Consider the following 23,863-nt stretch of genomic DNA (forward strand, 5'->3'; position numbering starts at 1 on the left):
TCGGAGGGACGTCACCCGGGCTGGGTTGTCGGTTGCGGCGCGGGCGTCGGGTCCGGTTGTCGGTTTGGCGGTGATTCGGCGGATCGCGTTCCCGAGTGGCGTCCGGCGGGACGTCACCGGTGCCGGGTAGCCGGCTGCGTTGCGGGCGTTGAGTCCGGCGGTGAGCCGACCGAGTGCATCCCCGATTGGCACCCGGAGAGACGTCACTCGGGCCGAACAGCCTGCTGCGGCGCGGGCGTCGAGTCCGGTGGCCGGTTCGGTGGTGACTCGGCCGATTGTGTCCCCGATCGACATCCGGAGGAACGTCAAGTCGGACGGGCAGCCGGCTGCGGTTCGGGTGTCGAGCGCGGGCGCCGATGTCGCGGTGAGCCGGCCCGCGGTGTCCGCGAGTGGCACCCGGAGGGACGTCACGCCGGTCGGGTAGCCGGTTGTGGCGCGGGCGTGGAGTCCGGTTGTCGGTTTGGTGGTGAGCCGGTCGACTGCGTCCCCGACTGGCACCCGGAGGGACGTCACCCGGGACGGGCAGCCCGCTGCGGCGCGCGCCTCGCGCCAGGCGGTGTGTGCCTGCCTGGCCGGGAAGTCGGACACGAACGGGCTCTTCATGTGTACAGCGTGACAGCGACGTCGGCGCCGGAGTCGAGGCCGGTGGCCGGTTCGGGGATGAGGAGGTAGCCGTCCGCGCGGGTCAGGACGGACAGCAAGGCCGAGGGGCCGAACAGGGGCTCGGCGACGCCGTCGGCGAGCCGCACCTGGATCACGTCCAGGCGGCCGGCCGCCGAGGCGAGGTTTCGCGACAGGCGCGCGCGCAGGTTGGGGCGCGGAGGTGGCGTGGCGCAGCCGCACAGTCGCCACACCAAGGGGATGCCGATCTGGCCGAACACGACCAGCGCGGACAGCGGGTTGCCCGGCAGGCCGATCACCGGAACGCCGGAGCATTCGGCCAGCAGCGTCGGTTTTCCCGGTTTGATCGCGAGGCCGTGGCACCACACATCGCCGACGGCGGCGACGGCGCCCGCGGTCTCGTCGCGCGCGCCCACCGAGGAGCCGGCGGAGACGACCACCAGGTCGGAGTGCGGCAAAACTTCGGTCAGTTTGTTTTTCAACGCGCCGGGTTCGTCGGAGACGATGCCGGCGATGGTCGGGTCGCCGCCGGCGTCGAGGATCAGCCCGGCCAGGGCGGACGCCGTCGCGTCGCGCACCTGGCCCGGGCGCAGCGACGCCGTTTCGGGTGGGACGACTTCGTCGCCGGTGGAGATGATGGTGACCCGCGGTCGGGCGTGGACGGGCACCGAGGTCACCCCGGCGGCGGCGAGCAGCCCCAGTTCGGGGGCCCGCAGCGGACGCCCGCCCGGCACGAGCGGCGCGCCGGCGGTCACGTCGTCGTTCGCGCGCACGAGGCCGCCGCCCGGGGCGACCGGGCGGGTGACCTCGATGGTGCCGGGCATGGTCTCGGCGGTGAACTCGATCATCACGACCGCGTCGGCGCCCTCGGGCAGTACGCCGCCGGTCGGCATCGCGACGCAGCCGCCCGCGCGCACGGCCACCGTCGGCGCGGTGCCCATCCGCACGGCGCCGAGCAGGTCGAGGTAGGAGGGCAGCCCTTCGGACGCGCCGTAGGTGTCGGCCGCCCGCACCGCGAAGCCGTCCACAGTGGACTTCGCGAAGCCCGGCAGGTCGTGCGGCGCCGGGATCGCGGCGGCGGGCACGCGGTGCAGCGCTGCCGAGAGCGGCACGTGTTCCACCGGCGTGCGGTGCGCCGGGCGGAAGCCGGTGAGAGCCTCGGCGACGGTGCGGGTGGTGAAGAACTCCCGTCCGCTCACCGGTCCGGCTGGTCCTTCGCACCGCCGGGCTTGGGCTGCTCGCGTGCCGCCGCGCCGCCCTTGGCCAGGCCCAGTACCGAAACGACCGGGCCGAGCGCGACCTGGCCGAGCCCGCAGATGGAGGTCTTGCGCATGGCTTCCTCCAGCTGCAGGATCCTCGCGCGCCCGGCTTCGTCCAGCCCGGCGCCGGAGTCGAGCACGCCGGTCAGCAGCGTGTGCGCCTTGGTCGACCCGACCCGGCAGGGCACGCACTTGCCGCACGACTCGTTGCGGAAGAACCGCAGCACGTTCGTCGACGCGGCCAGCAGGTCGGTGCCCTCGGCCAGCACCACCACCGCGCCGGAGCCGAGCATGGTGCCGGCCTCGGCGAGGGCGGCGAAGTCCAGCCGCAGGTCCAGCTTGTCCGGGCCGATGAAGTTGGACGACGCCCCGCCCGGTTGCACCGCCTCGATCGCCGCGCCCTCGAGCACGCCGCCGGCGGTGTCGATCAGCTCCCGCACGGTCGTTCCCATCGGCACGCAGTACACGCCGGGGTGCTGCACATGCCCGGAGACGGCGAAGAACTTCCAGCCGACGGAGTCGCCGAGGCCCTGCTCGTGCCACCAGTCGGCGCCGCGCTGCAGGATCACCGGCACGTCGGCGAACGTCTCCACCGAGTTGATCAGCGTCGGGCGCCCGTGCAGACCGTAGTTGCCGGGGAACGGCGGCTTGTTGCGCGGTTCGCCGCGGTGGCCTTCCATGCACTCCAGCAGCGCGGTCTCCTCGCCGAGGATGTACCCGCCGGGCGAGACGAACACGTCCAGCTCCAGCCGCCGCCCGCTGCCGCAGGCGTCCGGGCCGATCACCCCGGCTTCGCGCAGCGCGGCGATCTCCTCGCGCAGCACGTGTTCCTCGGGCCCGTACTCGTGGCGGATGAACACCCAGCCCTCTTCGGCCCCGACCACCGCCATGCCCAGCAGCAGGCCTTCCAGCACGAGGTGCGGCTGGTCGGCGAGGATCTGGCGGTCCTTGAACGTGCCGGGCTCGGACTCGTCGGCGTTGCAGATGGCGTACTTCACCGTGCCCGGCTGGGCGCCGGCGACCAGGCTCCACTTCTGTCCGGTCGGGAACCCGGCGCCGCCCATGCCGCGCAGCCCGGAGTCCTTCAACGTCGCCACGACCGCGTCGGCGTCGAGCTCGCCGGCCAGCAACGCCCGCAGCGACCGGTACCGCTCGGCCACCGCGGTGCCGGCCGCGTACGGGTCGTTCGGCCACGGCTCACCGCGCTGGGACGCCGACGCGACCCCGACCCCGTGGCCACGAGCCGAGGTGACCAGAGTGTCCACTTCGGACGCCGGCGCCGGGTGCTCGTTCACCGCCGCCGCCGGGGCGACGTCGCAGCGGCCCAGGCACGACACCTCGACCAGCTCGACGTCGGTGTCCTCGCCGTAGGACGCCGTGAGCTCGGCGATGCGGTCCTCGCTCGAGCGCAGCCAGCACGAGAGGTCGCGGCAGACGCTGACCTGGACCTTCGCCGGCGGCGTGGTGCGGAAGTGCGGGTAGAACGAGATCAGCCCCTCGATCTCGTAGCGGGGCCGCCGCACCTCGCGCGCCAGGTCCTCCAGCTCTTCGCGCGGCAGCCACCCGAGGCGGGCCTGGATCGCGTTGAGCGCCGGGATCAGCGACGGGCCGGGAAACTTGCCCGCCCGCGCCTCGACACCGGGAACCCGCTCGGGACTCAGGGTCATTCCGCGACTCCCACCGCTGAAACGGATTCCGTGTGCGGCACACCGAGGGCCTCGACCTGGACCGCGCAGAACTTGAACTCGGGGATCTTGCCGTACGGGTCGATCTCGTCGATCGTGAGCAGGTTCGCCGCCGCTTCCCGGAAGTGGAACGGGATGAAGCAGTTGCCCAGCTGCTCCCGGTGCGAAATCCGCACCTGCAGCTCGATCTCGCCGCGCCGCGAGCGCACCCGCACCCTCTCGCCGTGCGCGAGGCCGCGGTCGGCCGCGTCCTTCGGGTGCACGTACACCTCCGCGACGGGGGCGATCGAGTCCAGCGCGAACGACCGGCGCGTCATCGACCCGGTGTGCCAGTGCTCGAGCAAGCGGCCGGTGTTGAGCACCAGCGGGTACTCCGCGTCCGGCAGTTCCCGCGCCGGCAGCCACTGCGCGGGCACGAGGTGCGCGAGACCGTCGTCGGTGTTGAACCGCTCGTCGAACAGCACCACCGTGCCGTCGGTGTGTTCGGGGTCGTCGTTGGGGTAGAGCTTGCCCGACAGGCCGAGGTTCTCGTGGCGCAGGTTCTTGTAGGACGGCATCAACGCGACCATTTCGTCGAACACCTCGCTTGGCGACGCGTAGTTCCAGTCCAGGCCGATGCGCCGCGCGATGTCCTGCACGATCTCCCAGTCGACCCGCGCCTGTCCGGGCGGGTCCATCACCTTGCGGCCCAGCTGCACGCGCCGGTCGGTGTTGGTGTAGCTGCCGTCCTTCTCCAGGTAGGAGGAGGCGGGCAGGATCACGTCGGCGAACTCCGCGGTCTCGGTGAGGAAGATGTCCTGCACCACCAGGAAGTCCAGCGCTCCCAGTGCCTTGCGGACCTTGTTGATGTTCGGGTCGGACAGGAACGGGTTCTCCCCGAGCATGTACATGCCCCGCACCCCGCCGGGCTTGAGCACCGACCCGATGATCTCGGTCACGGTCAAGCCCCGCTTCGGGTCGAGCTTCGTGCCCCAGGCCTGCTCGAACCGCTCGCGGGTGCCGTCGAGGTCCACGCCCTGGTAATCCGGGTAGAACATCGGGATCAGCCCGGCGTCGGAGGCGCCCTGCACGTTGTTCTGCCCGCGCAACGGGTGCAGCCCCGCGCCGGGCTTCCCGACGTTTCCGGTGATCGAGCACAACGCGATCAGGCAGCGGGCGTTGTCGGTGCCGGTGGTGTGCTGCGAAATGCCCATGCCCCAGTAGATGACCCCGGCACGGGCCTCGCCCCACGCGCGCGCGACGGTGCGGATCAGGTCGGCGTCCACGCCGGTGATCTGCGCGGCGCGCTCGGGCGGGTAGTCGGCGACCGTGCGGGCCAGCTCGTCGTAGTTGGACACGCGCTCGGCGATGAACTCGCGGTCGATCATCCCGAGCCGGATCACCTCGTACATGATCGAGTTGTAGAACGCGACGTCGGTGCCGGGCTTGACCTGGCAGTAGAAGTCGGCGTGCTCGGCGACGGTGTTGGCGCGCGGGTCGACGTACACGATTTTCGTGCCACGCCGGCGGGCCTGCTTGAAGAACGAGCTGGCGACCGGGTGGTTCGCGGTCGGGTTGGATCCGGTGATGATCACGATTTCGGCGTTGGCGACGTCGCTGTAGGTCGTGGACACCGCACCGGAACCCACGCCCTCGAACAGGGCCGCGACCGAGGACGCGTGGCACAGCCGCGTGCAGTGGTCGATGTTGTTGGTGCCGAACCCGGCCCGGATGAGTTTCTGGAACAGGTAGGCCTCTTCGTTGGAGCACTTGGCCGACCCGAATCCGGCGATCGCGCCCGGCCCGCCCGCCGCGTGGATCTCCAGGAGCCGGCGGGCGATCAGGTCCAGGGCCTCGTCCCAGGTCGCCTCGCGGAAGTGCGGCATGACCTCGTCGTAGTCGACCAGCCCGCCGGGCTTGCGCCGGCCGTCGCGGCCTTTCTTGCCGCCGCTGCGGTTTCCGCCTCCGCCGCCGCGGCCCCGGTCGTTGTGGGCGTCGCCGCGCACGTCGGCGGAGAGCGGGCCCTTGGGGTAGGAGGAATCGATGCGGATCAACGGGGTGGTGAGCCGCTGCGGGGAAGCCGCGTAGTCCCAGCCGTAGCGGCCCTTCACGCACAGCCGGCTCTTGGACCCGGGCTGGTCGCGGCCTTCGGCGAAGGCGATCGCGCCGCGCTCGCGGTCCACGTAGTAGGTGAGCGCGCAGCCGACGCCGCAGTAGGGGCACACGCTGTCCACCGCGTCGAGTTGCTCGCGGGGCTGGATCGGGATGAGGTTGATCGGCTTGTTGGTCAGCGCGCCCGTCGGGCAGGCCTGCACGCATTCACCGCACGTGACGCACGAGCTGGAACCCATGGGGTCGTTGAGGTCGAACGCGATCTTCGTCGAATAACCCTTGCCGGAGCGGCCGATCACGTCGTTGCCCTGGATGTCGTCGCACGCGCGCACGCAGCGGTCGCACAGGATGCAGGCGTCGTGGTCGACGTTGATGACCGGGTTGGAGCTGTCGACGCCGCGGCCGGACCCGCACGGCAGCTCGGTGGTCTCGTGGGCGACGTCGAAGCGGTCGGCCAAGTCCAGCAGCAGGTTGTCGCCGGTGGTGGTCTGCTTCGGGTCCTCGGCGCGCGCCGGCTGGTCCGAGATCAGCAGCTCGGTCAACGTCGCGCGGTTGCGTTCCAGTTCCGGGGTGCTGGTCTTCACCGTCATGCCGTCTTCGCACGGGCGCACACACGCCGCGGCGAACACCCGGCCCCCGGTGTCGACCACGCACATGCGGCACACGCCGACCGGGTCGTAACGCTCGTTGTGGCACAGCACCGGAATGTCGACGCCCACCTGCTGGGCGGCGTTGTAGATGCTGGTCCCTTCCGGGACGGTCACCTCACGGCCGTCGATGGTCGCCGTGACCGTGCGCACCGCGGTACGGGGCTTGTCGACTGCCGTCATCATTGACCTCCGTCGCAGCGACGTATACTGCATACAAGATACGCTGATTCCTCAGGTATCGACGAGCAGATCAAGAAAGTCGTCCTTGCCGACCCGGCCTTCTTCATCAAGCCCACGAGCAACGTAGTAACTGTCGACCATCGCTTGCAACCGCTCGGCGGTCAGGATTGCCGTGCGGCCCGACGCCAGCTCCAGCGGCGTTTCGAGCATGCGCACGGGCAGCGTGTCGTCCGCCGCGGTGGCGCCCTCCCGCTGGTTGAACGCCCGCTTGGCGCGCACGATCCGCTGGGCCGTCGCCTGCAGCTCGGCCGCGTCCACGGCCCAGCCGGTGACCAGGGACAGCAACCGGGCCCATTCGGTGAACGGGTCCTCGAACACGCCACGCAGGAACTTGCACAGGATCATCGAGTCCATCACCGCCGCGCGGTCCTCGGTGCCGATCGCGGCCGCCACGTGCGCCGCGCCGCCGTCGAAGCGGTTCACCGCGCCGGACAGATCCGCCTCGTAGGCGCCGGACCGGTTGTGGTCGGCGCCGCGGGCGTTCACCGCCAGGCCCAGTGCCATCGACTGCAGGCTGCGCGGCTCGTAGCCCGGCAACTCCAAGCCTTTGACCTGCGGGGCGAAGTCGATCGACCCGTGTCCGACGACCCCGGCGGCGTGGCGCGAACCCTGGGCCAGCAGCTCACCGACACCGGGTTCGCGGGTGCCGATCGCGTCGAGGGCCCGCAGCAGCGCGGCGCCGTCGCCGAACCGCAGCCACGGCTCGTCGATCAGGTCGCGTTCGACGCACTCCATGGCCCACGCGATCGTGCCGCCGGCCGAGATCGTGTCCAGCCCGAGCTCGTCGCACTTCGCGCTGGCGGCGAACACGTCGTCCGGGTCCGAGACACCACACAGCGGGCCGAGGGCGAAGACGTTCTCGTACTCCATGCGCTGGCTGCCGCCGCCCTTGCGGGAGTAGATGTGCTCGCAGCCGATCGAGCAGGACGCGCAGCTGTTGCGCGCCACGCCCCGCAATTCGTGCAGCTCCTCCGCCGCCAGCTTCGGCGCTCCGTCGAACGTCGCCGCGGTGAAGTTGCGGGTTGGCAGCGTGCTGACCGCGTTGAACGCCAGCAGGTTCGCCAACGTGCCCAGTTCCCGGTACTTCGCCGTGGCCGGCCCGAAGCTGCGCCGCCGCAAGTCCTTCGCCGCGGCCAGCACCCCGGCCTGATCCGCCACGGCCACCTTCGTCGCCGAGCGCACCAGCACCGCCTTGAGGTTCTTCGCGCCCAGCACCGCCCCGAGCCCGCCGCGCCCGGCGTGGCGGCCGTCGTGGCTGAGGGTGGCGTAGCGGACCTGCCGTTCGCCGGCCGGTCCGATGGCCGCGGTGCGCCACCCGCGCCCGAACCGGTCCCGGGCCCGGGTTTCCGCCTCCGCCGCCGAGTTCCCGGCCAGCTCCGGCGCCGGCTCGAGCCGCACCCCGTCAGCGTCGATCAGCAGCACCGACAACTGCGCGGCCCGGCCGCGGATCACGAGGGCGTCGTGCCCGGTCAGCTTCCCGGCGATGGCGAACTGGCTCGACGCCAGCGCGTCGGTCAGCAGCCCGGTCAACGGCGATTTCGCGACCACCGCGAACTTCGCGCTCGTGGTCAGCGGGGTCCCGACCAACGACGAGAACACGAACGCCAGCGGGGACTCCGGCGCGAGGGGGTCGGCGCGGGGTGGCGCGAACCGGTGCAGGAGCCAGGTTCCCAGCCCGACCCCTCCGAGGTAGGCACGAAGTACCCGCTCGTCCAGCTCGACAGCCGCACCCGTCGCCGCGTCGCCATCGACGTCGATGAGGAGCGCTCGCCCGAAAAACCCGCCCGGCGCCATGACTCGACTGTAAGCCTGTGCCGGCCGGAAAAGCGCGCTCAGCCGCCGGCATCCGCCGACAGGAACGCCACCACATCACCCGTGGCCAGCGGCAACAGCGGATCCCGCGTGACCTGATCCCCGTTGACCGCGGCGACCACGTGCGCGTCCAGCGCCAGCCCCGCCTGCTCGGCCGCCTCACCCAGGGTCGCGGCCCGGCTTGCCTGCGGCCGGTGCCCGTCCTTGCCCGCCAGCGCCCCGAACCGCTCGATCGTCACCTCCGGCGCCGGCCGCTCCCGCGCGGCGGCGTACTCCTCGGGTGTGTTCACGTTGACCACCGACTCCAGCTCCGGATCGAACCGGGCCAGCGCCCGATCGTCGAGCAGCGCTGGGTCCTCGAGCTGAGCGACGGCGCAGTGCTTGAACAACATCCCCGGCCGCAGATCGCCTTCCCCGATCAGTCCGGTGATGAGGTCCGTCAGGCTGCTCCGATACCCGGCGGCCAGCGGTTGGCGGAACCCGCGCGCCACGGGCATCACCATGTCCGCCTTCGACTCCGCCAGGCCCCGCAGCACGCGGCGCACGAACGCCGGATGGAGGAACGGCATGTCGGTCGAACAGACGAACGCGACCTCGGCGCGGTCCCGCACCGCCGCCAGCCCCGCGGCCACCCCCTGCATCGGCCCGAGCCCCTCGACGGGATCCTCGATCACCGCCACGCCCGCCGGCAGCTCCGGCAACTCCTGCCCGGCCGCGGCGACGACCACCACGGGGCCGTCGACGACGCGGGTCAGCAACGCGGCGGTGCGGTACAGGAACGTCGACCCGTGCCACTCCAGGCCCGCCTTCGACCGCCCCATCCGCGACGAACGTCCGCCTGCGAGGACCACGCCACCTTCAGTCTGCACCTCGCGGAGGATAGCGCCGGAACGCACACGGTGGGTGGTGGCAAGGGGGCGTGACCGTTCGTCGGAGGCGGTGGCCTGACCGGCTGAGGCCTCATCGCGTCGGCGATGAGGTGGGGGAGTAGGCGGGGACCTCGTGGGGGCGGCCCTGCGCAGCGACGTGAGACTTGCGCCGCGGACCCTGTCGCGGCCTGGGTCGGCTGGGCCCGCGGATATCCGGATGCGGGCAGCCTCTCGGCGCGAAGAGTGCGAACTGCGCTGAACAGGTCTCCGCGAACCAGGCTGTACTGCGATTTGTAACTCCCGTAACATAGCCTCGTGACGAGCGAATCATCCGAGCGATCCGCGTGGTTGCTGATCAGCGTTTCGACGGCGGGCGGGCCCGACCGGCTGCGCGTGCACGTGTGGCGGAAGCTGCGGTCGCTCGGGGCGCTGTACCTGCAGCAGTCGGTGTGCCTGCTGCCTGCGCGGCCCGGGCCCGTGCGGGACGTCGGGCGGCTGGCCGGCCGCGTGCGCCACGAGGGGGGCACGGCGCGGGTGCTGACGATGCAGTTCGGTGATCCGGCCGAGGAGCACGCGGTGATCGCGGAGTTCAACACCGCGCGCGACGCGGAGTACGCCGAGGTCCTCGAACGGCTGCCTCAACTGCGAGACGAGCTGGCCGAGGAACAGGCGCGGGGCAACGCGACCTACGCCGAGGTCGAGGAGTCCGAGGCCGACCTGGATCGCTTCCGGAGCTGGCTGGGCAAGATCGCCGCTCGTGACTACTTCGACGCGCCCGCGGGCGCCGCGGCGCGGGCCGCCGTCGAGCAGGCCGCGGCCGAGCTGGCCGCCTTCGAAACCGCGGCGTTGCGCGCGGAAGCGCCTGAGGTTCCGGCGAGCGGGATCCCGACCTCGACGGCGACGCTGAGGGTGGTGGACCAGTCGTGACGGGCTCGTTCTGGTGGGACCTGCTGATCGGGATCGGCGGCGCGGTCGTGCTGGCCTGGCTGGCGCTGGTCGTGGTGCTGATCATCGCCCGCCCACGCGGCAGCCTGCTCCGCGAGGCACTGCGCGTTCTGCCCGACCTGCTGCGCCTGCTGCGACGCCTGGCCGCCGACCCGGAGCTGCCGCGCGGAGTCCGGATCCGGCTCGCGTTACTGCTGGCCTACCTGGCGCTCCCGATCGACCTCATCCCCGACATCATCCCGGTCCTGGGCTACGCCGACGACGCGATCGTCGTGACCGCCGTGCTCCGCTCCGTTGTGCGCCGTGCCGGACTCGAGACCGTTCGCGCCGCCTGGCCTGGAACTGACGACGGCTTCGCCGCGGTGGCTCGCCTCACCGGTCTGAACGCTGCCGAGAGGTGACTCGCACAACCGATCCGCACGAGCATTGATCGGCTGATCCAGGGATTTCGGTCCTGGCGGTGGCATCGTGATCGGCGCCGCCTCGGGCCACGCCTGCGGTGCCGGGCCGAACGCACGGCGGGCGGCTCGCACGGAGACCGCGGCGACGGTGGCGTTGGCACCGCCGCCGATCACCGCGCCGATGCCGAACGGGACCACCCGGCCGAGCACGATGATTCCCTGCTGGGTGCCGTACTTGGTGATGAAGTTCTTGCCAAGGACCTTGTTGATCTGGCGCAGCGTCGCCACGGGGACCTTGTCGACGAGGTGCCGGCCCCAGTGCTGACCGGTGCGCTCGGCGACCTTGCCGATGGTCGTGGAGCCGGACTCGCCGAGCAGGATCCCCATGACCAGCGTGCGGCGGCGTTCGATCTCGTCCAGCCGAACCCCGTGGACCTCGGCGACCGAGAGCACGAACAGGGTGCTCAGCTCGAACGAGGAAAACATCTCGCCGGCCGACAACGCGAGCGCGACCGCGGTGCCGACGGCGGGTGCGGCCGCGGTGGCCCCGACCGCGGCACCCGTTCCCGCCAGGGCGCTGACGTACATCCGCTCCAGGGTGCGGACGACCTCCGCCGGCGTCGCATCCGGCTTGCGCTGGCGCGCGCGGGCGATGTTCTTGCGGACCAGCGGTGACTGCACGCCGATGGCCTTGTCCAGCAGACCGAGGACCGCGTGGCCCGGTCCGCTCGATTCCGGAACAGGTCGTTCCAGGGCGTCAGAGGCCACACTGAACTCCTTGGGTCTTCACGTTCCGGCCAGTTTCGCACCGGAGCGGGCACGAACGTTGCCGGACATGCTGATCGAACAGGCTGGGTGACACCGAAGGTCATCGCGCTGAACCAGCTTGCGGTTACACGACGGGCTTTCCCGTGATCAGGCATGGGTCGGTTCGCTTTCGGAGCCCTCAGACGCGGCAACGCTGCTGCTGCCTTCGATCCGGACGTGGGGGAGTAGCCGATCGAGCCATCGGGGCAGCCACCAGGCGGCGGGGCCGAAGAGGTGCAGGAGGGCCGGGACGAGGAGCGTGCGAATCAGGAAGGCGTCGATGACGACGGCGGCGGCCAGGCCGATGCCGAACTGCTGGACGATGACGCCGTCGTTGAGCAGGAAGGACAGAAAAACGAGGATCATGATGCTCGCGGCCGCGGTGATGACCTTGCCGGTCACGGCGAGGCCGTGGGTGACGGCCGCGCGGCTGTCGTGGGTGCGGGACCAGTGTTCGTGGATGCGGCTGACCAGGAACACGTGGTAGTCCATCGAGACGCCGAACAGCACCGAGATCATGATCACCGGCAGGAAGACTTCGACCTGGGTGTTGTCGCTGATGCCCAAGAGCGAGGCGCCCCATCGCCGGCCGACCACGGCGGTGACGCCGCCGAGGGCGGCGGCGATGGACAGGAGGTTGAGGATCGAGGCCAGGAGCGGGATCAGCAGGCTGCGGAAGACGAGCAGGAGCAGCAGGAACGCGACGACGGCGACGATCGCGAGGAACGCGGGAAGCCGGCTCGCGAGGGCGCGGGAGAAGTCCGCCTGGGTGGCGGTCGTCCCGCCGATGAGGACGGTCAGGCCGGTGCCGGCTTCCGCCTTCGGCACGACGTCGTCGCGGAGGTGGTTCAAGAGGGCCGGGGTTTCGGGGGCGGACGGCGCGGTCGTCGGGTAGAGGGCCGCGGTCGCGGCGGTGCCGTCGGGAGTGGACCGGACCGGGGTGGCGGAGGCGACGCCGGGCTGCGCGGCGGCGGCCTGGACCACCCGGGTGAAGGCCGCCTTGTCGGCGGGGCTGTCGATCGTCGCCACCAGTTGCAGGGGGCCGTTGATCCCGGGCCCGAACCCGGTCGCCATCAGGTCGTAGGCCTGCCGGGTGGTGGAGGAGGCCGGGTCGCTGCCGGCGTCGTCGAGGCTGAGTTGGAGGCCGAGGGCCGGGAGCGCGAGGACGATCAGCGCCGGCAGGGAGACGAGCGCGGCCGGGACGCGGTGGCGTTCGAGCCGGCGGGCCCAGCGGTGCCAGCCCGACGTGGCTTCCTCGGGGTGCGGTCCGGTTTCGCGGAGGCGGCGGCGTTCGCGGCGGCTGAGGGCATGGGAGCCGATAAAACCGAGCAGGGCCGGCAAGAGCGTGAGGGACGCCAGCATGGTCAGCGCGACGGTGACGGTGGCCGTGAGCGCGACGCTGTCCAGAAAGGACAGTCCGAGCACGAACTGGCCGAGCAGCGCGATCGCGACCGTGAGCCCGGCGAAGAACACGGCGCGGCCGGCGGTGTCGAGCGCGGCGTCGGTGCTGTCCTCCACGGAGTGCCCCGCGCGCAGACCGGCGCGGTGCCGGGTGACGATGAACAGCGCGTAGTCGATGCCTACGGCGAGGCCGATGAGCACGCCGAGGATGGGCGCGAAGCTCACGACCGGTAGCGCGTGACTGAGCAGGCCGGTGATGGCGTAGCCGATGCCGATCGCGAAGAGCGCGGTGACGATCGGGGTCACCGCGGCGAACAGCGCGCCGAACGCGAGGCCGAGCACGATCAGCGCCAGCACGATCCCGAGCGTGGCGCTGCCGGATGCCTGCTGCGGCTGGATGTTCTGGATCGCCTGGCCGCCGAGCGCCACGCGCAGCCGCGCTCCCTGGATCGACTGGGCGGTGTCGATGACGGAGCGGACTGCGCTGCGCGGAAGGTCGTGGCTACGCGTGTCGAAGGTGACCGTCGCGTAGGCGATCTTCTTGTCGGGGCTGACTTGGCTCGTGCCGAAGTCGCCGTACGGACCGGCGACCCGGGCGACGTGCGGCAGGCCGCGCACCTTCGCCAGCATTCCCTCGACGTCGGATCGAATCGGGTCGGCTGTGAGTGGCGAGGTGGACTCGAGGACGATCTGATCCACTTCGCCGGCCGAGCTCGAGAACTCGTGTTCGAGGAGCGCCCGCGCCTGGGTCGAGGGACCGTCCGGCACGGTGAACTCCGTCGAGTAGTCGAACCCCACCGACAGGCTCGCTCCGACGAACACGAGCAGGGCCACCACCCATCCGCCGAGCGTGAGACGCCGGTGGCGGAAGCACCATCGAGCGAGCCGAGTCATCACGAACCTCCCGTCGAGCCCGCGCCGACCTCTCGGACGCGGCGATCACGACTCTGTCGGGGCCGAGGTGGTGCGGACATCGGTGGCTCGTGGGCTTCCGACTACGAAGATTTGCGTACGCCGGGTACGGCGCCGAGCGCAGGACTGACCCGAGGTCTCGGGCTTACGATGACGGCCATGGCAGCGAGGAAACCGTGGCGCATCCACTGGCTGGATGCGGCGGTCGTCGCGCTGCTCCTGCTGTTCGTGTTCTACGGCATCGGGTTCGACGCGCTGGGTGAGCCGGGCTTGCCGGCGGCGGACGTGACCGAGTACGTCCTGGGCGTGGTGGCCACCGTGCCGCTGCTGCTGTGGCGACGCTTCCCGATCACCGCGTTCGGGTTCGTCGCGGGTGCCGTCGCCGTCTCCCTCGCGCTGGGCTACGCCTTCGGGCCCGTGATGTTCCAGCTCATGCTGGCCACCACGATGCTGACCTGGAAAGTGCAGGGGTCGCCGCTGTATCGCGTCGGTGTCGGCTACGGCGTGGTGCTGATCGGCGCGTTCGCGATGCGCTACGCCCTGCTCGCCAACGACCCGGCGGCATTTCTGCTCCGCTGGGTGACCTCGGCGTTCCTGTGGCTGGTGCTCCCGGCCGTGGTCGGCGTCGGGCTGCGCCTTCAGCAGGAGACCAGGTCGCGGGTGCGCGCCGAGCGGGCTCGCCGGGCCGCGGCGGAGGAGCAGCTGCGGATCGCGCAGGAGCTCCACGACATCGTCGGCCACGGTCTCGCGGTGATCGCGATGCAGGCCGGCGCCGGACGGCATGTGCTGGAGCGGGATCCGCGACGGGCCGGGAAGGCCTTGACGGCGATCGAGGACACCGCGCGCGCCGCGCTCGACGGGCTGCGCGCGGAGGTCGCGAACCTGCAGGCGGGCGATCCACCGGTGGCGGCGGACAGCGCCCGGCTCACCCCGAGCGACGGCATTTCCGATCTGCCGCGTCTGGTCGAGCGCATCCGCAGCGGTGGGGTGCCGGTCGTGCTCGACCTCGACCCGGGACTGGACGCCCGATCCGTGCCCGTGGACACCGACCACGCCGCCTACCGGATCGTCCAGGAGGCGCTCACCAACGTCCTGCGCCACGGCGGACCCCGGGCCACCGCCCGCGTCGAGGTCCGGTCGACGGGGACGGACCTCGTGGTGGACGTGACCAACACCGATCCGCGGCCGCCCGGCACCGCACCTGACGAGCCGGAGGTCGTCGCGGGCCTGGGCATCCGTGGCATGCACCGCCGGGCCCAGCGGCTGGGCGGCCGGCTCGAAACCGGGCGCCGGCCCGAGGGTGGGTTCCGGGTGAGCGCCACCTTGCCGTCGCCCGCGTCCGTATCGGCGGGTCGCCCGTGATCCGCGTCGTCGTGGTGGACGACCAGAGCCTGATCCGGGTGGGCCTGGAAACCCTGCTCTCGGTCGAGGACGACATCACGCTCGTGGGCCAGGCCGACAACGGCGAGAGCGGCTTCGGGGTCGTCCGCCGGCAGCGACCGGACGTGGTGCTGCTGGACATCAGGATGCCGGGCTGGGACGGCCTCGAGGTCCTGCGCCGCATCACCGCCGACCCCGAACTGGACGCGGTGCGCGTGGTCATGCTCACCACGTTCGAGATGGACGACTACATCTTCGAAGCCCTGCGCTCGGGCGCCAGCGGGTTCGTCCTCAAAGACACCGGCGCGCGTGATCTGCTGCACGCGATCCGCGTCGTCGCCGCCGGCGAATCGCTGCTCTCGCCCTCGGTCACCCGCCGGGTCATCGACCACATGGCCGCGCAACCGCAGGCCCGCCCGCATCCCGACCTGCACCTGCTGACCGAACGAGAACGGCAGATCGCGGCCTGGGTCGCGACCGGTGCGTCCAACGACGAGATCGCCGCCGAGCTCGTGCTCAGTCCGGCCACGGTGCGGACTCACATCGGGCGGGCGATGATCAAACTCAATGCGCGGGACCGCGCTCAGCTCGTGGTGTTCACGATCCGGGCCGGGCTGACGATCTGACTTCCGCGCTGCCGTAGCCGGCGGGTGGTGATCGCCGCGCTACGGTGGCGCCGGATCGGTGCTGGGAAACGAACACGGGGGTCGTTGTGCGGCTGGTGTCGGTGAACGCGTTCGACCTCTACGACGGCGACGACCCGGCCGCGGAGGAACGGTTCGCGCGGCTGGAGGCGTTGGTGCGCGGGCTCGACGCGGATGTGCTGGCGGTGCAGGAGATCGTCGCCCGCGAACCCGGGCCTCGGGACCCCGACAAGCGAGACCTCGCGACGACCCGGCTGCGGCGTCTGGCCAAGGCGGTGGACCGGCAGTGGAAACACCGCGGCGAGCCGATGCTCGCCCTGGGCGGCGGGATCCACCACGCCGCGCTGCTCTGGCGCGAAGGCATCACCCCCGTACCAGGCACTCTCGACCGCTACGAACGGGCCGACGCGGGCCTGTGGCACTCGCTGATCACCTGCGTGTTCGACCTCGGCGGCCCGCGGCTGCGGATCGGGTCGGTGCAGCTGTCCCCGTTCGATCAGGCCTGGGGCTGGTCCGACGCCGCGCAGATCCTGCGCGCCATGCACGGCGACAGCGTGCCCGGGTTCGTCGGCGGCGACTTCAACGGCCTCGGCACGACCACCGTGGTGCAACCTGATGGCAGCGAAGCCTTCTACGACCACGATCCGTACCGGAACCAGCCCTGGCACCCGGAATTCGCGTACCAGTTCGACGAGCACGGGAACCTCGACCGGCGCGTCGCGTTCCGGCTGGAGCGGCTCGGCGGGATGCGCGACTGCGCCCGCATCGCCGGTGCGCCCTGGACCGCGACCACCGGGTTCCACCCGGCCGACAACCACCCGCCCCGGCGCCTCGACCGCTGGTACGCCACCCACCACGCTCCCGACTTCGCCGTGCGCGGCCTCACGGTCGTCGACCACGGCGTGGTGGGGGACTGCACCGCCCACGCGCCCGTGGTGCTCGAGGTGGACCACACCGTGATCGGGCGGTAGGCGGCTTTGTGCGGCGCACGGCCCCGAGCTGCCTTGGTCCCGGCAGCTCGGGGCCGTGCGCGACAAGGAGTTCCGGCGCGGGTGAACTCGTTCAGGCTCCGGTGATCGCCCTGGCCGCCACGTTGCGGCCGGCCAGCATCAGCAGGCCCGAGATGAGGCAGCCGCCGGCCCCGACGACGAGCGCGGCCGGGCCGTAGCCCCAGCCGAGCCCGGTCAGCGCCGAGAGGAGCAGCCCGCCGAGGATGGCGCCGGGCTGGCTCATGGCGAAGGCGAACGCGCCGCCGGTCGCGCGGCATTCGGTGGTGTAGCACTCGGACTGGAAGACCAGCAGGGTCGCGTACGGGCCGAGCAGGAAGAACAACCCGATCATGTAGGTGACGAGCACGAACCCGACGTTGTTCGGGCCGAGCAGCATCAGCGTGAACATCGCCGCGGCGACGGTCCAGCCGACCGCGATGACGCGGTGACGCGGGAAGCGATCGCCGAGCCAGCCGTGCGCGAGGTACCCGAGCGCGGCGACCAGGTTGGACGCGACCACGAGCAGCAGGCTGTTCGACGAGCTGAAGCCCTTGCCCGACTCGAGCACGGTGGTGCCGAGAACGCTGAACGTCTGGATCGCCATCCAGTTCGTGAGCCAGCCGAGCGCGAGCACCACGGTGTTGCGCAGCTGGGCGCGCTTGAAGATCATCGACAGCGGCGCGGAGCGTTGTTTCGCGGCGCCGCGCTGGGCCAGGAACTGCGGGCTCTCCCGCAGTTTCCGGCACAACAGGGCGACAAGAATCGCCGGGACGGTGGCGAGGAGAAAGACCCAGCGCCATTGGCTCGCGTCCAGGAAAAGGGACACGAGCGCGACGAAGCCCGCGGCGGCGAGGGCGCCGAGCGGCCAGGCCGTTTGCACCATCGAGAACACGAAGCCGCGGTGCTTCGAAACACGTTCGTCCTCGGCCGCGGCGTAGAGCTCGTTGAGGTAGGTCGCGTTCACGGACTGCTCGGACAGGCTGAGCCCGCTGATCGAGCGCACCGCGACGAGGCTGGTCGCGCCCCCGGTCGCGGCCGTGACCGCCGACGCGATCGCCGTGCCGCTGACCGTGGCGATCATCCCGCGCCGGCGCCCGATCCGGTCCACGATCGGCCCGATCGCGAACAGGGCCACGGCCGTACCGACGCTCACGAGCGTGGACACCAGCAGCGCGAAGGACTCGGACCAGCCGAACGTCGCCGCGATCCGCGGCAGCAACGTGCCGAACAGGATGAAGTCGTAGACCGCGACGATGCCGGCGACCCAGCCGATCACGGTCGAGCGTTTGATGTCCCGGGTCGACACCTTTTCGAAGGCCGGTTCGCCGAGAGTTCTGGCTCTGGCGGGGTCGCGCTCGATGGGTTCGGGGTTCGCGGTCATGAAAGCTCCTTGACGTAGCGGGGACCGCCGGCCGGCCGAAGTCGGCGGAGTGTTCTCCGGACGGGTCGGGCGTTCCGATGGGAAGGGAGACGAAGCATCGACGGGGTCACCGGATGGGGCACCGGTTGTGGCGCCGGTCGGACCGGACTGCCGGGGTTCGTGGCCCGGCCGTGGACGTCGGAATAGTGGAACAGCGGACCGGGTGTCCGTGTGGGCAAAGAATCGCGGCCGGGGGGTTGGGCGGCGGCTGGTCGAACGGGTAGGCGGTGGCTAGCCGTTCGGGGTGCTGCTGGCGGCTGGTGGGGAAGCAGAGCCGGCCTGGTGATGTGTGGTCGGCTCGGCCGGGCCGCTTGGGAGGTACTCGGCGATCGACAGCGTGCAGACGTCGTTCGAAGGAGCGATCGCAGGGCTGAAGCCGGCGGAGAAGCAAACTTTCACCTTCTGCGCGGAAGGGGAAAACGGAAAACGATCTGGAGCGGGTCCAGGTCCGGCAGGAAGCCGCCGAGCCGGCACGAAGCAGGAGCTGACCATCCGTGGCAAGAATGCCGGCGAGAACGGCCGCTGTTGCGCGGAGAAGGCTTCCCTTGTCGCAGGTATCGCGCCCGCGCTGAAGCAGCTGCAACGCAACGGTTTTGTCGAACGGAGCTCGAACGCGGAAGGGCGTCCGCGTCGAATACCGCTTGACCACGCTGGAGGATTTGCCGCGGTCAGCGGCCTTCGGTCTGGCCGCCTGGTCCGCCGAAAACCAGGCGCGGAACCAGGCGGCGTTCGACGCGGGCGCCGCTCTCCCTGGGGACGCTTGAACTCCGGCCGGCAGAAGGCCGTTGCTACTCCGCGGTGGTGTTCCCCGGATCGACGCCGTCGATACGGACGAACACGAGCTCGGGCGCGTGATCGAGGGCGGGCACATCCGAGGGCCCGGCGGGGAAGTTGACAGACTTCCTGCTGGATTGTCACGATCGGGGGCCACCTTCCGGCATCGACGCCGGTCGGTGCGAAGGAGTGTCCGATGACTCGACACGACCTGGAACCGGATGTCGCCGGGCGGGTGAAGCTGGCCGGCGGTGGTCGGGACAGCCGCCTGGCGGCCGGCGTGTGGCCCGCGCTCGACTGCCTCCCCTCGAATCCCGCCGGGATGACGATCGGCCCCCGCCTCTGGGCCAAGGCCGTCGACCTCACCTTTCGACGGAACCTCACAACGAAGTGAAGGAGAAACCCGTGAAGACGAAGGCAGCGGTTGTCTACGAAGTCGGCAAGCCGATCGAGATCGAGGAACTGGAGCTGGACGGACCGAAAGACGGCGAGGTGCTGATCCGCTACACCTACGCCGGCCTGTGCCACTCGGACGTCCACATCGCCCACGGTGACCTGGAAGCCCGCTTGCCGATGGTGCTCGGGCACGAGGGCGCCGGGATCATCGAAGAGGTCGGCCCCGGCGTGACCCGCGCGAAGCCGGGGGATCACGTCGTCTGCTCGTTCATCCCCAACTGCGGTGTGTGCCGGTGGTGCGCCACGGGGCAGCAGGCCATCTGCGACATGGGCGCCACGATCCTCGAGGGCTACCTGCCCGGCGAGCGGTTCCCCTTCTCCGGGCCGAAAGGCCAGTACGGCGCCATGTGCATGCTCGGGACCTTCTCCCAATACGCCACCATCCACCAGAACTCCGTGGTGAAGGTCGATGACGACCTGCCGCTGGACAAGGCCGTGCTCGTCGGCTGTGGGGTGCCGACGGGCTGGGGCTCCGCGGTGAACGCCGCCGATGTCCAGCCGGGCGAGACGGTGATCGTGTCCGGCGTGGGCGGGATCGGCATCAACGCCGTGCAAGGCGCGCGCTACGCCGGGGCGAAGAACCTCATCGCCGTGGACCCGTTGCCGAACAAGCGCGAGAAGGCGATGGAGCTCGGTGCCACCCACGCCGTCGCGACCGTCGAGGAAGCCGGTGACCTCGCGCGGCAGATGACCAACGGCAACGGTGCCGACAAGGCCATCGTCACCGCGGGAATCGTGACCGAGGAGATCGTGACCGGTGCGTTCGACGCCACCGGCAAGGGCGGCACCGTCGTGCTGACCGGTCTGAACAAGCTGGCGACGAAGAACATCCAGCTCCCCGGTTCGATCCTCACGCTGTTCAAGAAGACGGTGAAGGGCACGCTGTTCGGCGACTGCAACCCGACCACTGACATCCCGAAGATCCTGGGCCTCTACCAGTCCGGTGACCTCAAGCTCGACGAGCTGATCACGAAGACTTACACGCTGGAGCAGGTCAACGAAGGGTATGAAGACCTGCTCAACGGCAGCAACGTCCGTGGCGTCATGATCCACGAGCACTGAAGCCGGTGCATTCTGCTCCGCGCGAGCCGGGCTCGCCGGTGCCCGGCCCGCAGATCGGTGGCCCGGCCGCGGCGAAGTCGCCCGTGGTCGGGCGCGAACACGAGGTCGAACTGCTGGAAGCGGCCCTCGACAGCGGCGCCCACGTGGTGCTGGAAGGGCCGCCGGGCACCGGCAAAACCACCCTGCTGCGGGCGGTCGCGCACCACGCCGAGGTCCCGTTCGTCTTCGTCGAGGGCAACGCGGAACTCACCCCGGCGCGGCTGATCGGGCACTTCGACCCCGCGCTGGTGCTGGATCGGGGCTACCGGCCGGAAACCTTCGTCGACGGGCCGCTCGCGCAGGCGCTTCGGTCCGGTGCCCTGCTCTACGTCGAGGAAGTCAACCGGATCCCGGAGGAGACGCTCAACGTCCTGCTGACCGTGATGAGCGAGGGCGAGCTCCACGTCCCGCGGCTCGGGTGTGTCGTGGCGGCGCCGGAGTTCCGGTTCGTCGCGGCCATGAACCCGTTCGACGCCGTGGGGACGGCCCGGATCTCGTCGGCGATCTACGACCGCGTGTGCCGGATCAGCATGGGCTACCAGACCGCGGCCGACGAGGAGACGGTCGTGGTCCTGCGCGCGCCGCGAGTCCCGGAACCGTGGCGCGCCAAAGTCGTCGAGCTCGTCCGGGCGACGCGTGAACACGGCGAGATCCGGGTCGGTTCCTCTGTGCGCGGCGCCATCGACATGGTGCGGCTGAGCACATCGCTGGCGCGCCGCCGCGCGGTCGACGTCACCGAGTGGCGGGTCGGTCTCGACGCGGCGGTCGTCGCGCTGTCCGGAAGGATCCGGCTGCAGGAGTCCTGCTCGCGCTCGGCCGAAACGGTGGTGCAGGAGCTCTACGAGAAGGCGTTCGGCTCGACACCGGAGAGACCGGAGGGCGGTGATGCGCCGGGGGGAGCCTGAGCCCGCCGCCGGCGGGCGCCCCGGCGCGCGACGCGCTTCGCCGCAACCCGCCCCGCCCGGCGCCCGGCCGGCGCAGCACGCCGCGTTCGCAGCTGGCCCGCAACGACCGGTTCGGCCGGATCTCGCCTGAAGTCGGCGCCCTTGACCTCGAAGCGTTCGACCGCGCCCTGACCGAAAACGCCGACGAGGCCCTGACCCTCCTCGCAGATCTCGCGCACGCCACCGACGAATCCCTGCGGGCCGCGGCCCGTGCGCTGGCTGCCCGGATCGTTCTCGACCGCGTCCGGTCCGGTCCGCCGCGCGGCGCCGGCGTCGGCCGCCTCACACCCGTCCCCGCCGACCGAGGTGGGGACCTGGACCTCGACGCGTCGCTGCCGGCCGTCGCCGAGGCCCGCAGACTGCACCGCCCGCCGGCGCTCGGCGATCTGACCGCCCGCACCTGGGCCCGGCCCACCCTCGCCCTCTGCCTGCTGATCGATGCCTCGGGCTCCATGGGCGGCGCACGCCTCGCCGCCGCCGCGCTCACCGCCGCCGCCTGCGTGTGGCGAGCCCCGGGCGAGCACGCCGTGATCGCCTTCGCCCGTGAGCCGCGAATCCTGCGTGCCCTCGACACCCCGCGCCCACCCGACACCCTGGTCGACGACGTTCTCGACCTGCGCGGCCACGGCGTCACCGGCCTGGCAAGCGCTCTGCGCGAGGCCGCCCGCCAACTCGATCGGTCACGGGCCGTCCGCAAGGTGACCGTGTTGCTGTCGGATTGTCGCGCAACCGATGACGAAGACCCGGGCCCCGCCGCGCTGGCCCTGCCGGAGCTGCTGATCATCGCACCGTCGGAGGACACGGAGGAGGCGGAGTCACTCGCGCGGGTGTGCGGCACGAGGTGGGCTGCGCTGTCGGGTCCGGCTGAGGCACCTTCGGTGCTGACCGCGCTGCTCGGCTGAGAACGGCGCCTCTTCGGGTGCCGTTTGTGCCGGTCGTTCCGCCCGTGGCGTGGAGACTTCGTCCTCGGGCGGGAAGCGCGTCATGGCGGTGGTCGGTCGGCACGGACACCCCGGCCGGGTCTCGTCGCGGACGCGAAACGGCCGGCCGAGCCCACCTGTCGCCCAGGTAACAGTCCCGAGCCGCGGCGCCCCGCACCTGCCTGTTCACCCTGCTTCGCCCTTGGCTTCGACTGTCAAAAAGGGGCCTTGAGCTGTGCCGATCCTTCCTGCCACCGCTCGGCGCCTCGACCGGGACCAGGTCAGACGCTCGGGCTCGACCGCCGACTCACGCCGATCGCCGCCCCTTGTCTTCGTCGGAGGCAGTGGTCTAACGTCTGCCCATGCAGTCATCAGACCAGTCCGGCGGTTCGTCGCTGCCGAAGCGGCGGTACTTGCGCATCGCGCAGGCGTTGCTGAGTGAGATTCAGCAGGGTGGGCTGGCCGCGGGGGCGCGGTTGCCGTCGGATCGGGATCTGTCGGTGAAGTTCGAGGTGTCGCGGGCGACCGTGCGCGAGGCGTTGTTCGCGATGGAGCTGAGTGGGGCCATCGTCGTGCGGCACGGGGACGGGACGTACGTCGCGGACTTGAGTCGGGGGCTCGCGCAGCGCAGCGGGCACGAGATCGGCTCGACGCCGGAGCACGTGATCGCGGCGCGGCTCGTGGTGGAGCCGCCGATCTCGCGGCTGCTGGCGGCCGGCCCGGGCGACATCGACCTGGGGGAGGTCCAGCGTGATCTCGACATCGCCACGCGCCTGATCGACGAGCCGGCGCAGCTTCCCGACTTCGTGAACCATTCCATGGCGTTTCACGCGGATCTGGCCGCGATGTGCCCGAACCACCTGCTCAACCATTTCGCGTCGGAGCTGGTCGAAATAGATCGGCAGCCCCTGTGGGTGCTGATCAACCAGATCATTCTCAAGGACCGCGAGAAGCGCGTCGAACTGATCGCCGATCACCAACGCGTGCTCGATGCGATTCGCAGTGACGGACCGGAAGCCGCCGAGGAAGCCATGAAGGCGCACCTGCAGCGGAACCAGACGCAGCTCTTCCCCGGACACGAGGGCGCCGAGCAGCGGCCGGCTCCCCGCCGGGAGAGCGGCGTAACCATCGCGAGAAGGGAACCCATGACCGACTCGATCACCGGACGCTACGTGCAGGTCACTCCGGACCCGGCGCACCCGCACGCCGACGGCTTGTTGTTGAGCGGCACCAACGTTCCCGAGATCCAGAACTGCCTCGGCGCGGTGACCATCCCGGCCGGCACCCCGAAAACGGGCACGATCGCCCACGCCACCTCCGAGGTCATGTACGTCGCCCAGGGATCGGGCCGGCTGCACACCGACCAGGGTGTCCTGGATTTCGAGCGCGGCCAGGCCATCTTCATCCCGGCCGCCTCCTGGCACGCACTGGAGAACACCGGCGACGAGGATCTCGTTTCCGTGTTCTCTTTCCCGTTGCCCACCCGTCCGCCGACGAAGGCCGACGACGCCTCTTAACTGCCCGGTAACGAAACTCGAGCCG

The 23,863-nt window shown here is 70.9% G+C and carries 17 protein-coding genes; 10 read left to right on the forward strand and 7 right to left on the reverse strand.

Annotated elements, in window-relative coordinates; genetic code table 11:
- Window positions 1-599: 599 nt before the first annotated feature.
- The 5 genes from VSH64_RS09530 to VSH64_RS09550 are packed head-to-tail and all read right to left on the reverse strand — an operon-like array spanning window position 600 to window position 9,227.
- The gene (locus VSH64_RS09530; RefSeq protein WP_326835150.1) at window positions 600-1,820 is read right to left on the reverse strand and encodes a molybdopterin molybdotransferase MoeA; all 1,221 of its coding nucleotides are present in this window, start codon (window positions 1,818-1,820) and stop codon (window positions 600-602) included.
- Window positions 1,817-3,547: an NAD(P)H-dependent oxidoreductase subunit E gene (locus VSH64_RS09535; protein WP_326835151.1), complete on the reverse strand. Its 1,731-nt coding sequence runs from the start codon at window positions 3,545-3,547 to the stop codon at window positions 1,817-1,819. The genes VSH64_RS09530 and VSH64_RS09535 overlap by 4 nt, the downstream gene beginning before the upstream one ends.
- On the reverse strand, window positions 3,544-6,486 hold the full coding sequence (gene fdhF / locus VSH64_RS09540) for a formate dehydrogenase subunit alpha (RefSeq protein ID WP_326835152.1): 2,943 nt from the start codon (window positions 6,484-6,486) through the stop codon (window positions 3,544-3,546). Before fdhF ends, VSH64_RS09535 begins: the two co-directional genes overlap by 4 nt.
- A gap of 51 nt (window positions 6,487-6,537) precedes the next feature.
- On the reverse strand, window positions 6,538-8,340 hold the full coding sequence (locus VSH64_RS09545) for an aldehyde ferredoxin oxidoreductase family protein (RefSeq protein ID WP_326835153.1): 1,803 nt from the start codon (window positions 8,338-8,340) through the stop codon (window positions 6,538-6,540).
- Window positions 8,341-8,378: 38 nt separating this feature from the next.
- Window positions 8,379-9,227 (reverse strand): NTP transferase domain-containing protein, encoded by an 849-nt coding sequence (locus VSH64_RS09550; protein WP_326835154.1) that lies wholly within the window; start codon window positions 9,225-9,227, stop codon window positions 8,379-8,381.
- A gap of 315 nt (window positions 9,228-9,542) precedes the next feature.
- Between VSH64_RS09550 and VSH64_RS09555 the strand changes: the two genes are divergently transcribed.
- Both VSH64_RS09555 and VSH64_RS09560 read left to right on the forward strand, forming a co-directional pair.
- Window positions 9,543-10,154, forward strand: a complete 612-nt coding sequence (locus tag VSH64_RS09555) for a Chromate resistance protein ChrB (RefSeq protein ID WP_326835155.1) — start codon at window positions 9,543-9,545, stop codon at window positions 10,152-10,154.
- Window positions 10,151-10,573 (forward strand): YkvA family protein, encoded by a 423-nt coding sequence (locus VSH64_RS09560; protein ID WP_326835156.1) that lies wholly within the window; start codon window positions 10,151-10,153, stop codon window positions 10,571-10,573. Before VSH64_RS09555 ends, VSH64_RS09560 begins: the two co-directional genes overlap by 4 nt.
- Before the next feature lie 915 nt (window positions 10,574-11,488).
- Here VSH64_RS09560 and VSH64_RS09565 read toward each other — a convergent pair.
- Window positions 11,489-13,675: an MMPL family transporter gene (locus VSH64_RS09565; protein WP_326835157.1), complete on the reverse strand. Its 2,187-nt coding sequence runs from the start codon at window positions 13,673-13,675 to the stop codon at window positions 11,489-11,491.
- A 177-nt stretch (window positions 13,676-13,852) separates the two neighbouring features.
- On the opposite strand from VSH64_RS09565, the gene VSH64_RS09570 reads away from it, so the two are divergent.
- The 3 genes from VSH64_RS09570 (at window position 13,853) to VSH64_RS09580 (ending at window position 16,688) form a co-directional block, all read left to right on the forward strand.
- On the forward strand, window positions 13,853-15,055 hold the full coding sequence (locus VSH64_RS09570; protein WP_326835158.1) for a sensor histidine kinase: 1,203 nt from the start codon (window positions 13,853-13,855) through the stop codon (window positions 15,053-15,055).
- Entirely contained in the window at window positions 15,052-15,699 is a 648-nt protein-coding gene (locus VSH64_RS09575) for a response regulator transcription factor (protein ID WP_326835159.1), read from the forward strand. Before VSH64_RS09570 ends, VSH64_RS09575 begins: the two co-directional genes overlap by 4 nt.
- 86 nt (window positions 15,700-15,785) lie before the next feature.
- Window positions 15,786-16,688 carry an endonuclease/exonuclease/phosphatase family protein gene (locus VSH64_RS09580; RefSeq protein WP_326835160.1) on the forward strand — a complete coding sequence of 301 codons (903 nt, stop codon included), beginning with the start codon at window positions 15,786-15,788 and terminating at the stop codon, window positions 16,686-16,688.
- A gap of 91 nt (window positions 16,689-16,779) precedes the next feature.
- On the opposite strand, the gene VSH64_RS09585 is transcribed toward VSH64_RS09580, so the two are convergent.
- Entirely contained in the window at window positions 16,780-18,087 is a 1,308-nt protein-coding gene (locus VSH64_RS09585) for an MFS transporter (protein WP_326835161.1), read from the reverse strand.
- A gap of 1,009 nt (window positions 18,088-19,096) precedes the next feature.
- Here VSH64_RS09585 and VSH64_RS09590 point away from each other — a divergent pair.
- The 5 genes from VSH64_RS09590 to VSH64_RS09610 all read left to right on the forward strand — a co-directional run bounded on the left by VSH64_RS09590 (window position 19,097) and on the right by VSH64_RS09610 (window position 23,838).
- Window positions 19,097-19,294 (forward strand): hypothetical protein, encoded by a 198-nt coding sequence (locus tag VSH64_RS09590; RefSeq protein WP_326835162.1) that lies wholly within the window; start codon window positions 19,097-19,099, stop codon window positions 19,292-19,294.
- Window positions 19,295-19,305: 11 nt separating this feature from the next.
- Window positions 19,306-20,418 (forward strand): NDMA-dependent alcohol dehydrogenase, encoded by a 1,113-nt coding sequence (locus VSH64_RS09595; protein WP_326835163.1) that lies wholly within the window; start codon window positions 19,306-19,308, stop codon window positions 20,416-20,418.
- Window positions 20,419-20,423: 5 nt separating this feature from the next.
- Window positions 20,424-21,362: an AAA family ATPase gene (locus tag VSH64_RS09600; protein WP_326835164.1), complete on the forward strand. Its 939-nt coding sequence runs from the start codon at window positions 20,424-20,426 to the stop codon at window positions 21,360-21,362.
- Between the two features lie 491 nt (window positions 21,363-21,853).
- Window positions 21,854-22,303: a hypothetical protein gene (locus VSH64_RS09605; RefSeq protein WP_326835165.1), complete on the forward strand. Its 450-nt coding sequence runs from the start codon at window positions 21,854-21,856 to the stop codon at window positions 22,301-22,303.
- Between the two features lie 380 nt (window positions 22,304-22,683).
- Window positions 22,684-23,838, forward strand: coding sequence for an FCD domain-containing protein (locus VSH64_RS09610; RefSeq protein ID WP_326835166.1), 1,155 nt, complete (start codon window positions 22,684-22,686; stop codon window positions 23,836-23,838).
- Window positions 23,839-23,863 lie beyond the last annotated feature (25 nt).

Source organism: Amycolatopsis rhabdoformis (assembly GCF_035918295.1).
Taxonomy (GTDB): Bacteria; Actinomycetota; Actinomycetes; order Mycobacteriales; family Pseudonocardiaceae; genus Amycolatopsis; species Amycolatopsis rhabdoformis.